Origin of the sequence: Brevundimonas sp. (assembly GCF_036732845.1) — a bacterium.
Lineage (GTDB): Bacteria > Pseudomonadota > Alphaproteobacteria > Caulobacterales > Caulobacteraceae > Brevundimonas.
On the sequence record NZ_DAINBO010000004.1, the window covers coordinates 36,081 to 48,986 of the forward strand.

A 12,906-nucleotide genomic window follows, 5' to 3' on the forward strand; every position below is an offset into this window, starting at 1 on the left:
CCGATACGATCCGGCCGCGACCGGCGACAGTGCGATGCTCCCTTCTCCCGCGAGGGGAGAAGGAGAAGACTTAAGCCGCCTGATCCTCGACCCGGACGCTCGGCAGGGTCACGGCCACCTCGGCGCCTTCACCGGGACCGGAATCGATCGACAGCTTGCCGCCCGACTGGCGGGCGAAGGCATAGGCCTGCGACAGGCCCAGGCCCGCAGCCCCCGGTTTGGTGGTGAAGAACGGCTCCAGCGCGCGCGCGGCCAGTTCGCGATCCATGCCGGGACCGCTGTCGCGCACCGACAGGCGCAAGCCGCCCTCCATCAGGCTCTCCAGCCGGACGGCCACCGACCCGGCGCCGCCCACGGCCTCTATGGCGTTGGCCGTCAGGGCCTTGACCGCGCCCTCGAAGGCGACGGGGTCCAGGCGGACGGGCGCGGCCTCGGACGGCGCCTCGATCATCAGGTCGACGCCGGGACCGGCCAGGGCGCGCAGGCGGCTCTCCATGGCGGTCAACAGAACCCCGGCGTCCAAAATCTGCATCGACGGCGTCTCGTCGTCGCCCTGGGCGAAGGCGCTCAGACGGCGGGTCAGGGCCTCGCCCCTCTGCCCGGCGGCCAGGGCGGCCTGGCCCAGGCGGCGCACGCGCGCCGGATCGTCGGCCTGGCGCAGCATCATGTCCAGGGCGCCGGTCATGACGCCCAGCAGGGCGTTGAAGTCGTGAGCCAGTCCGCCGGTCAAGCGGCCGACATTCTCCATGCGGCGGCCTCCGGCCAGTTCGGCCTCGGCGCGGGTCTCGGCCGCCTCGGCGGCGCGGCGCGCGGCCTGGGCCTCGGCGCGGGCGGTCTCGGCCTGGTTCAGGGCTTCGTCGCGCTGGGCAGACAGTTCGGCCTCGCGCGCGGCGGCGGCCAGATCGACGCCCACGACGGGCAGGGTCTCGATTCCGGGTTCGGCCGGTTCCGGCGCATCGGCGGTCCCGGCCGGCGCCGCCTCTCCGGCCAGCAGCAGGGCGTCCACGGTTCCGGCCGCGTCGGTCAGACGCAGGATCGACCAGGCCACGCCGCCCGAAACGATGGGCGCCGGTTCGACCTCGGCCGAGACGCGGGCGACGTGCAGCGCCTGGCGCGCCGCGCCGCGCGCCGACTCGTCCAGGAACCGTTCGGCGAAATCCTGGTCCAGAACCGCGCCGCCCTCGGCCGCCAGGGCCAGGGCCACCGGATTGGCCTCGCGCACCCGTCCGTCAGTTCCGACGATCACCAGGGCGCCGGGCGCGGCGTCGAAGACGCGCCGGGTCAGGTCGTCGGCCGCCGACAGGGGCGGGAAATTGTCGACCGGCTGCATCGCCTCGGGCATGGCCAGACCCTCGGTCTCGACGATGGCGGCGGTCGAGCCGATCACCTCGCCCAGCTCGTTCTCGATCGGCATGGCCGTGACCGAGACCAGCATCTTGCGGCGCGTGGCCGGGTTGGACAGCAGGTGCTGGAACCCCTTGACCGTCTGGCCGCGCAGGGCGCGGGCGCTGGGCAACAGGTCCGGCGGCACGGGACGGCCGTCGGGATAGGTGATGCCCCAGGTCGCCGAATGGAACCGCAGCCCCAACAGCTCGGCGTCGCGACGACCCAGAAGCTGGTGCGCGGCGCGGTTGGCGAAGACGAATTTGCCCGACCGGTCGGTCTCGACCAGGGCCACGGGGATGGCGTTCAGCGTCTCGAACAGGCGTTTGTCGGCGGCGTGGGCGACCTTCTGGACCATGTCCAGCTCATCGCTGGCGCTGGCGTGGCTGACGCCGCGTTTGACGGCGAAGAAGGAGGCGACGAGCGCGATCAGCGTCGTGACGCCGGCGGTGATCGCCAGAACCAGAACCCAGTCCACTTCGCCTTCCAGAAACATCGAACGCCTTCACCGATCCCGTTTCGGGACGCACCGGTCCCTTCGGGAAACACCTTGCAAGGAGCGAACCGGTTCCGGCCGCCTCTCTGAAAAGGCGAGTAGAGGGCGCGCAGTCGGGCGTCCAGCGTCCCGCCGGTCACTTTGCGGCGACCGATGCAAAAGGGCCGGACGTCGCCGCCCGGCCCCATGCGGGAAGATCGCGATCCGATCCGCGTCAGAAGGCGACGCGCATGACCAACTGGTACCAGGGACCGGCGTCCTCGGTCTCCAGCTCGTATTCGTCATGGGCGCGGGCCGTCTGATCGGCGACGCTGTCGAACTTGTCGAAGACCTCGTCCTTTGAGGCGTTCAGCAGGTTCGAGCCGGTCAGGCGCACGACGATGTTCGACGCGATCCGCTTCTCGACGAAGACCTCCAGGTCCGCGCCGTATGATGTGCGCACCTCCTCGGCCAACACCCGCGAAAAGGCGTCGCCCTGTTTGCGATAGGTGGCGCCGAAGGCCGCGCCCCAGGCCGGGATGTCGTGGGTGAAGCCGGTGTTGAAGACATAGTCCGACTGGTCGTTGAACCGGCGCGTCCCCATGAAGTCGTCGACCTCGCTGTCCAGCCACGAGGCGTTCAGGAAGACGCCGGTGTCGGCCATGCCCAGGGCGTCCAGCGGCGTCGACAGGTCGAACTCCAGGCCCCAGACGCGGCCGTCGCCCACATTGTCGACCGTATAGACGAAGGTCCCCGCCCCGCCCGATCCGACGGCGCCGGTGTTCACCGCCTCGATCAGGTCGGTCACGTCACGATAGAAGGCGTTCAGCCCGACCACGCCGCGACGGCCCAGGCGGCGCTCGAAACCGACGTCCACGCCCCAGGCGCTTTCCGGCTTCAGCTTCGGATCGCCGATGAAGTCGCTGTCGCCGAACTCCTCTTCCAGCAGGGCCGGTTGCAGCCGGTCGAAGTCGGGACGGCGCACGGTGCGGGCGACCGAGACGATGATCCGATCCGTCTCCGACAGCCGCCAGCGCAGGCTGGCCGACGGCAGCAGGAAGCCGTGATCGGTTTCGGTCACCCGGTCGGCCGCGGCGGCCGTCAGATCGGTGATCGTGGTCCGGGTGCTCTCATAGCGCAGGCCGGTCTCCCACTTCACCGCGCCGGTCTCGCCCGACAGCATGACATAGGGGTCGATGCGGGTCTCCTCGATCGTCCCCTCGCCGCCGGGAACCGAGGCGAAGGCGCCGAAGGCGGGCACGGCCGGACGCGGGGCCGGGGCGTTCGGCACGTTGAAGCGGATGCGCGGCGTCTCCTGGATCAGGGTGTCGCGGTCCTTGCGGTTCCACTGCACGCCGAACTCCAGCGTCGCGCCGCCCGCCAGGCCGCGTTCATGCTCGACCGCGCCCGAGATCTCGGCGTCCTCGATGTTCACCCGGGTCGAATCCAGGGTGAAGCGGTCCTCGTCGGGATAGGCGACCGCGTCGCGCAGATATTCCGACTCGGCCTCGAACTCGTACTGGTCGTCGTTGATCGAGGCGTAGCCCAGCTTGATGCGGGTCCGCCCCCCCGCCATGTCGAAGGCGTAGCGGCCGCGCAGGGCCAGGTTGTCGGTGCGGATGTCCAGGTCGTTGTCGTTGACCGTCAACAGATTGGCGTCGCTCTGAACGCCGTTGCGGTACTCCAACGAATCCTCGTCCTGATAGCGGTCGGTGCGCACGAAGGCGCCCGACAGCTCCAGCGCGCCGGGACCGACATCGACCGAATAGGCGGCGTTGAACGAATAGTCCGCGCCGTCGCGCACATCGGTCTGGACCTCGACGTTCTCCAGGGTTCCGCCCGGCGCGTCGAAGCGTTGGCTGAACTTGTTCTTGGGGTTGCGGCGGTCCTGAATGTTGGCGCCGACCAACAGACGCCCCGGCCCGACCTGGCCGCCCCAGACCGCGCCATAGGTTCCGCCCCACCGGCCGTATTCGCTGTCGCTCCAGTTCAGGGCGCCCAGACGCACATAGCCGCCGTCTAGCGACAGGGCGTCGCGCAACACGATGTTGACCGCCCCGGCCAGGGCGTCGCCCGAACGATTGGCCGAGGACGAACGCACCACCTCGACCCGTTCGATCAGCTCGGCGGGAATGCGGTCGACGAAGAAGGATCGGTCCAGGCCCGCGCCGGGCACGCGTTCGCCGTCGATCAGCACCTGAGTATAGCCCGGGTCCAGACCCCGCAGCCGCACCCCGTCCGATTCCAGCACGTCCGACAGAAAGGTCACCGACGGCACGCGCTTCAGGGCGTCGCCGACGGTCAGCGGCTCGAACCGCTGGAAATACTCCAGGTCGTAGGACAGGGTCGGGACCACGTCGTCGGTGCGGTTGCGCATCGCCGGTTCGCCGGTGACGATGACCTCTTCCAGCGCCGTGGAGGGACCCGACGGGTCCTCGGCCGCGAAGGCCTGGACCGCAAAGGATTGTGCGGCGGCGGGCGCGGCGAGGATCATGGGCGCGGCGGCGGCGCCGAGCAGAAGCGACAGTGTCATGACGAACATCCCGATCGCCGGGTTCGCGGCCATCGCGCCCGGTCTGGCGTCGAGGGCTAGGCCGCGATGACGAAGCGCCGACGACGCCCAGACGAAGTTCACGTGGCGGAACGCCGACAAGGTCGCGACAAGGTCTCCGGCCACGGAAGGCTCTTCATCGAGACGACCTGGAGTTGTCGTGAAACGGCGCTAGAAAGGCTGGGCCGGGTCGTGGTCTGGCGGCTCGATCCCTGAAGTGAGAGCGACGATGATCCGTATGCGAACCCTCGCCATGACCGCCGCCTGCGCCGCCGTCCTGGCGGCCTGCGCGACCGTGGAGCGGCCGGGCGCGGGCGTGCGGGTGACGGCCTTCGCGGAAACGACGGCGGTGGGCACCCGCAACGCCGACGCGGCCGACGACCCTGCGATCTGGTCCGGGCCGGAAACCACCTTGGCGGGTCGTCGCCTCAACGCCTTCGTCGCCGGGACGGACAAGAAGGCGGGTCTCTACATCTACGACCTGACCGGCGCGGTGCTGCAATTCCTGCCGCAGGGCCTGTTGAACAATGTCGATGTCGCCACCCTGCCGCGTGATGCGGGGGGGTGGGTCATACTGGGCGCCAGCGACCGCACGCCGGGACGCGAGGGAATCACCCTGTTCCGTTTCGACGCCCGCACCGGCGGCGAGATCGAATATTGGGGCCGCATCGCCACCGACATCATCGAGCCTTACGGCTTCTGCATGCGTCAGTGGCGCGGGCAGGTTCACGCCGTCCTGATCGGCAAGGACGGCCAGGCGCGCCAACTCGTTCTGACCGAGGGGGCTGACGGCACCCCGGCGGCGCGCGAAGTGCGTCGTTTCGCCGTCGGCTCCATCGCCGAAGGCTGTGCGATCGACACGACGTGGGGCGGCCTGTTCATCAGCGAGGAGACGGTCGGTCTGTGGCGCTATGATCTCGATCCGGTCTCGGGCGACGCGCGCACCCTGGTCCAGGCGGCGGACGGGGTCCGCCTGACCGCCGACGTCGAGGGGGCGGCGATCCTGAACGACATGACCGGCACGTATCTGATCGCCTCCAGCCAGGGCGATTCCGCCTTCGCGGTCTGGCGTCTCCACGGCCGCGAGACCGAATGGGTCGGCCGGTTCGCCGTACACGCGGGCGACGGCGTCGACGCCGTGACCGGAACCGACGGCCTGGACGCCCACGGCGCCTTCGGCCCGTTCGGCGAGGGGCTGGTCGTGGTCCAGGACGACGTGAACCCCGGCGGCGCGCAGAATTTCAAATATCTGCACTGGGGCGACGTCCGCCGCGCCCTGGGCGTTGCCGACCCCGCGCCGCGCTGACGTCGCTCAGGCTGGGTTTTCTGGCGCGGCGGTCTTCTTGCGGGGTCTCAATATGCCCCGCCCGTGACGGCGGCGTTCAAACAGGTTCAGGAAATACAGGCCGAACGGGATCAGCCAATAGGTGAAGCCCGGAATCCACGGCAGGTCGCCCAAGGGGATGATCCAGGCCAGGCCCGCCGACAACAGTCCGGTGGCGGTGATCACGCCCCAGATGGCGCGGCTCTCCTCGGCTTCGTCGCGGTCGTCATCGGCCAGGCCCGCGACCGTCCCGCGCTTCAGCGCATGGCCGTACAACAGGAAATACAGCCAGCTCAGAAAGGCGAAGCCGACGCCGTAGATCGTATAGACGTCGCGCAGTTGCTGGATCGATCCGATCAGTTCGCGCCCCGGCAGCCGCCCGCCCGAGAAATAGGCCATGCCCGCCTCGGTCAGCAGCCGCAACGGGAAGACGTAGATCAGGATCATGAAGACGATCGCCAGGCTCAGCGTCGCCGACCAACTGTCGCGGATCGGGGCCAGGCGGCCATAGTTGCGGTGCCCCAGCCAGAACATGACCACCAGGCCGAACCCGGCGGCGAAGGCCGGGATGCGCCCCAGCGCCCGCATCAGGTCGCCGAAATCGTGCAACGGCTCGGCCCCCGCGATGATCAAAAGCGTCACCGCGAAGGCGAAGGAGGCGTCGACGAAGGCGTCCAGCCGTTCGGTCTCAACCGGCCGGATGCCGGATTTCGGTGCGCTGTCGCTCATGACGCCGACTATGCGGCAGAACGCGGATACGACAAGGGCCGCGCCCAAGCCGACGCGGCCCCGTCAGATTCAGCCGTGGACGATCAGGCCAGTCGGCGCCGCTGGATCATCACCGCCGCCCCGCCGACGAGAAGCAAGCCGAACAGGATCATGGCCCATTCCGACATCGTCGGCACTGGAGCCGGGGCGCTGAAGACCACGGCGGCCGGCCCGGTGATGGTGTACTGGTAGGTCGAGGTCTCGGCCGTCGAAAACGACGCCAGCACGAAGGTGTAGATACCCGCGGACAGGGTCACGTTTTGGTTGTCATCGACGGTCGCCACGCAGTTCGTGGCAGGGGTCGCCGCATTGAACGCGCCCGAATAGACGCCAAGCGACGCATCCCCCGGGGTGAAGTTGTCCACAAAGGTGTAAACCCCGGCCGTGCTGACCGTGGCCGTCACCAACCTGTAGTAATATGGGCCGCCGGTCGTGTGGATGCTGCAGGGCTGACCGCTATCGAAGTGATAGGTGGGCAGGGTGGGATCGGTGTTCGCCAGGCTGTAGGGCAGCACCTGCGCCATCACCGGGGATGCCGCCGCGGAGACAGCCATGCCGATCAGCAGGGCGGCGATTTTCAGAATTTTCTGCATGCTGACTCCCCCCAAGAGCCATAACTTTATGCTGAACTTTGTTATCTGTCTCGAACTTTCCTCGATGCTCAGCCCGGCTCTCAGCGAGAGAATTGAAGGGGTCTCCGCTGTCCGCCTTTTCTCCGGGAATCCAGTGCCGCCAACGCGCCAAAGCAAAAGGGCCGGTCTCGCGACCGGCCCTTTAGAGGCTTTCGACTGGAGCGGGCGAGGCGATTCGAACGCCCGACCCTCACCTTGGCAAGGTGATGCTCTACCCCTGAGCTACGCCCGCGCTTCAGTCGAGGGCGGGCCTATACCGGACCCTCGCGGCCCCTCGCAAGCCCCCTTCGCAAGAATTCCGCGACAATGCGCTCAAGTCGTGAGCGACCGCGTCGTGAACATGGCGCCAGAGGCGATGCGGATCGCCTTGGCGATCAGCGCGGCGCCAGGCGAATGGCCCCGTCCAGGCGGATGCACTCGCCATTGATATAGGTGTTCTCGGCCAGGTGCAGGGCCAGGGCCGCATAGTCGGCGGGCGTGCCCAGGCGCTTGGGGAAGGGGATCATGGCCGCCAGGGCGTCCTGAACCTTCTGGTCCATGCCGGCCATCATCGGCGTCCACATGATGCCGGGCAGGATGGTGTTGACCCGCACGCCCTCGCTCATCAGGTCGCGCGCCATCGGCAGGGTCATGGCGTAGACCCCGCCCTTGGACGCCGAATAGGCCGCCTGGCCGATCTGGCCGTCCTGGGCCGCGACGGACGCCGTATTGATGATCGCGCCGCGCTCGCCGTCCTCCATGGGGTCCAGCGTGACCATGCCCGCCGCCGACTGGCTGGCGACGCGGAAGGTGCCGAACAGATTGACCCGCACGGTGCGCTCGAACTGGGCCATGTCGTGGGCCTTGATCTCGCCGGTGTCCTTCTTGCGCGACACGGTCTTCTGGCCGGTGGCGATGCCCGCGCAATTGACGGTCAGACGTTCCTGGCCGTGGGCGGCGCGGGCCTTGGCGAAGGCCGCCGCCACAGAGGCGTCGTCAGTCACGTCGACCGAGCAGAAGACGCCGCCGATCTCCTTGGCCACCTGTTCGCCGCGCTCGGCGTTCAGGTCGAACAGGGCGACCTTGACGCCCCTGGCCGCCAGCGCCCGCGCCGTGCCTTCGCCCAGGCCAGAGGCCCCGCCCGTCACCACCGCCGCGATCGACCCGTCGAGTTTCATGGCCGAAGCCCCTATGTTGTGTGAACCTGAAGTCAGTCGCGGGGTTTAGCGGCCATGCCCGCCAAAGCCAAACCCATCCGTCCAGACGAGGCGCTGGACCCGAACAAGGCCCTGGTCCCCTCGGTCCAGCGCGTCAACGAACGCCGCGTCTCGCGCGGCTTCTGGCCCAAGATCACCCGCACGGCGGCGCGCATCCCGTTCGCCGACCAGGTCCTGGCGGTCTGGTACGCCGCGCGCGACCCCCAGACGCCGGCGGCCGCCAAGGGGATCATGCTGGGGGCGCTGGCCTATTTCGTCCTGCCGGTGGATGCGATCCCCGACGTCTTCGCCGGCATCGGCTTCACCGACGACGCGGCGGTGATCGCCGCCCTGATCGCGACCCTGGGCGCCAATATCCGCAAACGCCACCGCGACCAGGCGGCCGAGGCGTTGCGGCGGCTGAAGGATCAATAGTCAGGGGTCAGTACGCTTGTTTCGCCTCTTCGCGCGTCTGCGGCCCGACCTTCTGGTTCGACCGCACCCAGCCGACGATGGAGTAGCGGAAGCGCGGGGCGAAGCTGGCGATCTCGGTCACCGCGTGTTTCGTCGGCACGACGAAGACGTTCAGGGCGTTGAAGGCCGGAACCCAGCCGTGCTCGATATGGCCGTCGGCGCCGTAGAACAGCAGATTGCCGCCCCAGTCGGCCCGCCAGTCGCGGGTGAAGTTCAGCACATAGCCGTACAGCCGGTTCTTGCCCGCCGAGACGTCGTTGTGCGCCGTCAGCACATGGCCGGGGCGATAGCGGCTGGCCTGGGCGTCGACCAGGTCGATCCGGTCGTCGCCGGTCACGGCGCGCATGAAATCCAGAAAAGCGGGGCTGTTCAGAAAGGCGTGGACGGCGTCGGCGGCGTCCTGCGGGCCTTCGGTCTGCTCGGGACCGAGACGGCGGTTGTCGAAGACATACTGGGTCAGGGGGCTTGAGCCGTCGACGGCCGCCGCGTCCAGCCAGGCCTGTTTCGACGGATCGGCCGCACGGGTCCCGTCCAGCGGCAGCTCGAAGAAGGCGCCGCCCGCCGCCACCGTGGTCTTCCAGCGCGTCTCGGCCTCCAGAACCTGGGCCACAGCCTCGGCCGAGGCGGGCTTCAGGATCGACGGGATGTGCAGGCGCCGGTTCGGGGCGAAGGCGGCCTTCAGCGCCGCGACGTCCAGGTCGGGGTTCAGTTCGATCGGGGGCGTGCTCACGGCCGGCCCGCCTCCGGCGGGTTGACCCGCCACCAGCCGGTGATCGAAAGGCGCGGCGCCCCGGCATAGGGGGCGACCATCGACACCGAATGCCAGGCGGGCACCTGGAACACGTTCAGGGTGTCGAACTGGGGAACGAAGGTCTCGGCCACCTGGCCGTCGGGGTCGGTGAACATCAACAGGCCGCCCCAGTCGACCGGCCATTCCGGCGAGACATTCAGCACATAGGCGTACAGCCGCCCCGCCCCCTCGTGCTCGTCGGTGTGGCCGTTCAGGAAATGGCCGGGCAGATAGCGGGTGGCCTGGGCGTCGACATAGGCGATGCGGTCGTCGCCGGTCAGGCGCCGCGCGAAGTCCAGCCAGGCCGCGCCGTTGAAGACGGCGTGCAGGTCGTACAGCGCCTGAGGCACGGCCAGGCCCATGCCGCGCGCCTGGCCCAGGCGCAGCCGGTCGAAGATGAACTGAAAGTCGCGCGTCGCCTCTTCATAGGCCATGCCGATCAGCCGGGCCTGTTCTTCGGGCGGCTCGTTCTCGAACACGGCGACGGGCACGTCGGCGTTGTAGGGATTGCGGATGGCCCGGTTCCACAGCATGGCCGGATCGGTCATGGCCGCATGGATCGCCGTCGAACCCCGGCCGAAGATCCCATGCAGGCGCGTGCGGCCGGTCGCGGCCAGCCGTTCGGCCGCCGCCGTCACGTCCAGATCGGACGACAGGGTGAAGGTCACGCCGGGTCGTCGATGGTGACGACGATCTTGCCCAGGGCCTGGCGGTCGCCCAGGGCCTTGATCGCCTCGCCCGCCCGTTCCAGCGGGAAGGTCCGGCTGACGCGCGGCCGGATCTTGCCCTCGGCGTACAGGCCCATCAGCTCGGCCATATTGACCGCGTGGGCGGCCGGGTCGCGCGCCGCCGCCGCGCCCCAGAAGACGCCGACCACCGAGACCGACTTCAACAGGGTCAGGTTCAGCGGCAGCGACGGTATGCCCGCCGGGAAGCCGACGACCAGATAGCGGCCGTTCCAGTCCATGGCGCGCAGGGCCGGTTCGCAATAGTCGCCGCCGACGGCGTCATAGACCACGTCCGCCCCGTCGCGGCCGGTGGCCAGCTTGAACTCGCCCGACAACTGCTTCTGGGCCGTCTTGTCCATCGGTCCCGACGGATAGATCAGGCCGTTGTCGGCCCCCAGATCCAGGGCGAACTCGACCTTGTCGTTGGTCGAGGCGGCGGCGACCACGCGCGCGCCCATGGCCTTGCCCAGTTCGACGGCGGCGGCCCCCACGCCCCCCGCCGCGCCCAGCACCAGCAGGGTCTCGCCCGGCTTCAACCCCGCCCGGTCCTTCAGGGCGTAATAGCTGGTGCCGTAGGTCATGATCAGGGCTGCGCCTTCCTCGAAGGACATGGCGTCGGGCATCTTGATGACGCTCTGGGCCGGAACCGCGATCCGTTCGACCAGGCCGCCCCAGCCGGGCACGGCGATGACGCGGTCGCCCTTGTGCAGGCCCTTGACCCCCTCGCCGACGGCGTCGATCACCCCCGCCACCTCGGCTCCCGGCGCGAAGGGGCGCTCGGGCCGGAACTGGTATTTGTCTTCGATGATCAGGGTGTCGGGGAAGTTGATCCCCACGGCCTTGACCTCGATCACCACCTGGCCGGGATGCGGCGTCGGGTCCAGCACCTCTTCCAGCGACAGGGTCTCGGGACCGCCGGGGGCCTTGGACAGAAGGGCGCGCATGTCGTGTCTCACGTTCAGGGCGTGGCGCCCGAGGTCAGGTGACGCTAATCAGGCCTCGGCCCGTTTGGAAAGAGGCCGAAGCGTTCGATCAGGAGACGACAGGCATGGGCCGACCCGCCCTCATCCTTCACGGCGGCGCCGGCGCCCGCAGAGGCGTCGATTATGACCGCGAGATCGCCCATATGCGCGAGGTGGTCGAGGTGATGAAGCCGCGCCTGCTGGACGGCCTGTCGGCCGCCGACGCCGCGGTCGAGGCGGTGGTCATGCTGGAGGATTCGGGCCTGTACGTCGCCGGGCGCGGCGCCTCGCCCAACGCGGCCGGCGCCTATGAGCTGGACGCCAGCCTGATGATCGGACCCGACCGGCGCGCCGGGGCGGTGGCGGCGCTGCAAGGCTTCCGCAATCCGATCCGCGTGGCGCGGGCGGTGGTCGAACAGACCCCGCACGTGATGCTGGCGGGCGAGGGCGCGGCCCTGTTCGCGGCCGAGCACGGCTTTGAAGCCATCGCCGACGAACCGAGCTGGTTCACCCAGGCCGGCCAGGGCGACGACAACCACCCGCCGGGCGTGCTGGCGCACGGCACGGTCGGCTGCTGCGTGCTGGACGTCCACGGGCGGCTGGCGGCGGCGACTTCGACGGCGGGGGTGTTCGGCAAGATGTCGGGCCGGGTGGGCGACACCCCCATCCCCGGCGCCGGCTCCTGGGCCGACGCCCGCGTGGCGGCCTCGGCGACCGGCCAGGGCGAATATTTCATCCGCGTGGCGGCCTGCGCTCAGACGGCCTGGCGCGTCGCGGCCGGGGCGTCGCTGACGGACGCGGCGCGCGCCGTGATCGACGAGGTGGGAGCCTTGGGCGGCGACGGCGGCCTGATCGCGCTGGACGCAGATGGGAACATCGCCGACCCCTACAACAGCCAAGGCATGAAACGCGCCTGGCTGACGGTCGAGGGCGAGGTCGGGGTGGACGTGTTCGGCCGCTGAAGCCGGCTCAGTTCAGACGGTCGCGCAGGGTCTCGCGCGAATCGGCGATCAGTTTTTCGGACGCCTCGGCCGCCGACGTCTGCCAGGGCGCATTGGCCGGGCGATAGTTCAGCACGGCCCCCACGACGCCCAGGCCGACCAGCAGACAGGCCCCCGCCAGCATGGCGCGGCGCACCCAGCGCACCTCCTCGATGCGCCGCTGGCGGGCTTGCAGCGACGGCCCGCGACGGCGCACGAACACCGGCGGCTCATAGGCTCGCGACGGCCGGATCGGAGCATGGACCCGCCGTTCGGCGTCCAGGCGCGCGCGACGGGCGGGGTCTTTCAGCAGGGTGAAGGCGGCGTTGATGGCCTGGGCGCGGTCGGCGTCCGCCCCGGCCCCGGCGCGATCCGGGTGATGTTCGCGCATCAGGCGGCGATAGGCGGCCTGAATGGCGGCGAAATCCGCCGTCGGCTCAACCCCCAGTACGCGATAGGGATCACTCATTCAGGTCCGTCCCTTGAGATCCCGCCCGTCATCCGATCTCCCCCCGGAGCGAAATCCTTATTCGGAACAATAATCGAGTCCGCTCTCGCGCGAAAGGGTGTCAAGGCTTGGCGACGATAGGGGCGTGGGGTAAGCGTCGAGCCGTCGGACCGGATGGGCTGGAGCCGAAACCTGACTTTGGCGTTTGCGATGCGC

12 protein-coding genes and 1 tRNA gene are annotated in these 12,906 nt (G+C 69.3%); 3 read left to right on the plus strand and 10 right to left on the minus strand.

Going from position 1 to position 12,906, the window contains the following annotated elements:
* Nucleotides 1–70: 70 nt before the first annotated feature.
* A complete protein-coding gene (locus tag V7D63_RS02640; protein WP_333590700.1) occupies nt 71–1,879 on the minus strand; it encodes a PAS domain-containing sensor histidine kinase in 1,809 nt (602 codons plus the stop codon).
* A 214-nt stretch (nt 1,880–2,093) separates the two neighbouring features.
* Complete coding sequence (locus V7D63_RS02645; RefSeq protein WP_333590701.1) at nt 2,094–4,391, minus strand: TonB-dependent receptor plug domain-containing protein; 2,298 nt, start codon at nt 4,389–4,391, stop codon at nt 2,094–2,096.
* Between the two features lie 247 nt (nt 4,392–4,638).
* Here V7D63_RS02645 and V7D63_RS02650 point away from each other — a divergent pair, with 247 nt between their 5' ends.
* The gene (locus V7D63_RS02650) at nt 4,639–5,715 is read left to right on the plus strand and encodes a phytase (RefSeq protein ID WP_333590702.1); all 1,077 of its coding nucleotides are present in this window, start codon (nt 4,639–4,641) and stop codon (nt 5,713–5,715) included.
* Nucleotides 5,716–5,721: 6 nt separating this feature from the next.
* On the opposite strand, the gene V7D63_RS02655 is transcribed toward V7D63_RS02650, so the two are convergent.
* The 4 genes from V7D63_RS02655 to V7D63_RS02670 form a co-directional block, all read right to left on the minus strand.
* A complete protein-coding gene (locus V7D63_RS02655; protein ID WP_333590703.1) occupies nt 5,722–6,462 on the minus strand; it encodes a TMEM175 family protein in 741 nt (246 codons plus the stop codon).
* Nucleotides 6,463–6,545: 83 nt separating this feature from the next.
* Nucleotides 6,546–7,094 (minus strand): IPTL-CTERM sorting domain-containing protein, encoded by a 549-nt coding sequence (locus V7D63_RS02660; RefSeq protein ID WP_333590704.1) that lies wholly within the window; start codon nt 7,092–7,094, stop codon nt 6,546–6,548.
* Nucleotides 7,095–7,290: 196 nt separating this feature from the next.
* A tRNA-Gly gene (locus V7D63_RS02665) sits at nt 7,291–7,365 on the minus strand.
* 142 nt (nt 7,366–7,507) lie between these two features.
* Nucleotides 7,508–8,290 carry an SDR family oxidoreductase gene (locus tag V7D63_RS02670; protein ID WP_333590705.1) on the minus strand — a complete coding sequence of 261 codons (783 nt, stop codon included), beginning with the start codon at nt 8,288–8,290 and terminating at the stop codon, nt 7,508–7,510.
* Nucleotides 8,291–8,344: 54 nt separating this feature from the next.
* Between V7D63_RS02670 and V7D63_RS02675 the strand changes: the two genes are divergently transcribed.
* Entirely contained in the window at nt 8,345–8,743 is a 399-nt protein-coding gene (locus V7D63_RS02675; RefSeq protein WP_333590706.1) for a YkvA family protein, read from the plus strand.
* A 7-nt stretch (nt 8,744–8,750) separates the two neighbouring features.
* On the opposite strand, the gene V7D63_RS02680 is transcribed toward V7D63_RS02675, so the two are convergent.
* From V7D63_RS02680 to V7D63_RS02690, 3 genes are read right to left on the minus strand one after another with little or no spacing between them, the layout of a single operon-like run.
* A complete protein-coding gene (locus V7D63_RS02680; RefSeq protein ID WP_333590707.1) occupies nt 8,751–9,512 on the minus strand; it encodes a 2OG-Fe(II) oxygenase in 762 nt (253 codons plus the stop codon).
* Nucleotides 9,509–10,240 carry a 2OG-Fe(II) oxygenase gene (locus V7D63_RS02685; RefSeq protein ID WP_333590708.1) on the minus strand — a complete coding sequence of 244 codons (732 nt, stop codon included), beginning with the start codon at nt 10,238–10,240 and terminating at the stop codon, nt 9,509–9,511. Before V7D63_RS02685 ends, V7D63_RS02680 begins: the two co-directional genes overlap by 4 nt.
* Nucleotides 10,237–11,244, minus strand: a complete 1,008-nt coding sequence (locus V7D63_RS02690) for an NADPH:quinone oxidoreductase family protein (protein WP_333590709.1) — start codon at nt 11,242–11,244, stop codon at nt 10,237–10,239. Before V7D63_RS02690 ends, V7D63_RS02685 begins: the two co-directional genes overlap by 4 nt.
* Nucleotides 11,245–11,348: 104 nt before the next feature.
* On the opposite strand from V7D63_RS02690, the gene V7D63_RS02695 reads away from it, so the two are divergent.
* On the plus strand, nt 11,349–12,224 hold the full coding sequence (locus tag V7D63_RS02695) for an isoaspartyl peptidase/L-asparaginase family protein (RefSeq protein ID WP_333590710.1): 876 nt from the start codon (nt 11,349–11,351) through the stop codon (nt 12,222–12,224).
* Nucleotides 12,225–12,231: 7 nt separating this feature from the next.
* Here V7D63_RS02695 and V7D63_RS02700 read toward each other — a convergent pair whose 3' ends face one another.
* The gene (locus V7D63_RS02700; protein ID WP_333590711.1) at nt 12,232–12,711 is read right to left on the minus strand and encodes a J domain-containing protein; all 480 of its coding nucleotides are present in this window, start codon (nt 12,709–12,711) and stop codon (nt 12,232–12,234) included.
* Nucleotides 12,712–12,906 lie beyond the last annotated feature (195 nt).

Excerpts from the sequence above, each read along its gene's own strand:
- V7D63_RS02695 (WP_333590710.1), top strand. The coding sequence starts at position 11,349 with ATGGGCCGACCCGCCCTCATCCTTCACGGCGGCGCCGGCGCCCGCAGA.
- V7D63_RS02645 (WP_333590701.1), bottom strand. The coding sequence starts at position 4,391 with ATGACACTGTCGCTTCTGCTCGGCGCCGCCGCCGCGCCCATGATCCTC.
- V7D63_RS02650 (WP_333590702.1), top strand. The coding sequence starts at position 4,639 with ATGATCCGTATGCGAACCCTCGCCATGACCGCCGCCTGCGCCGCCGTC.
- V7D63_RS02670 (WP_333590705.1), bottom strand. The coding sequence starts at position 8,290 with ATGAAACTCGACGGGTCGATCGCGGCGGTGGTGACGGGCGGGGCCTCT.
- V7D63_RS02660 (WP_333590704.1), bottom strand. The coding sequence starts at position 7,094 with ATGCAGAAAATTCTGAAAATCGCCGCCCTGCTGATCGGCATGGCTGTC.
- V7D63_RS02640 (WP_333590700.1), bottom strand. The coding sequence starts at position 1,879 with ATGTTTCTGGAAGGCGAAGTGGACTGGGTTCTGGTTCTGGCGATCACC.
- V7D63_RS02690 (WP_333590709.1), bottom strand. The coding sequence starts at position 11,244 with ATGCGCGCCCTTCTGTCCAAGGCCCCCGGCGGTCCCGAGACCCTGTCG.
- V7D63_RS02675 (WP_333590706.1), top strand. The coding sequence starts at position 8,345 with ATGCCCGCCAAAGCCAAACCCATCCGTCCAGACGAGGCGCTGGACCCG.
- V7D63_RS02700 (WP_333590711.1), bottom strand. The coding sequence starts at position 12,711 with ATGAGTGATCCCTATCGCGTACTGGGGGTTGAGCCGACGGCGGATTTC.
- V7D63_RS02655 (WP_333590703.1), bottom strand. The coding sequence starts at position 6,462 with ATGAGCGACAGCGCACCGAAATCCGGCATCCGGCCGGTTGAGACCGAA.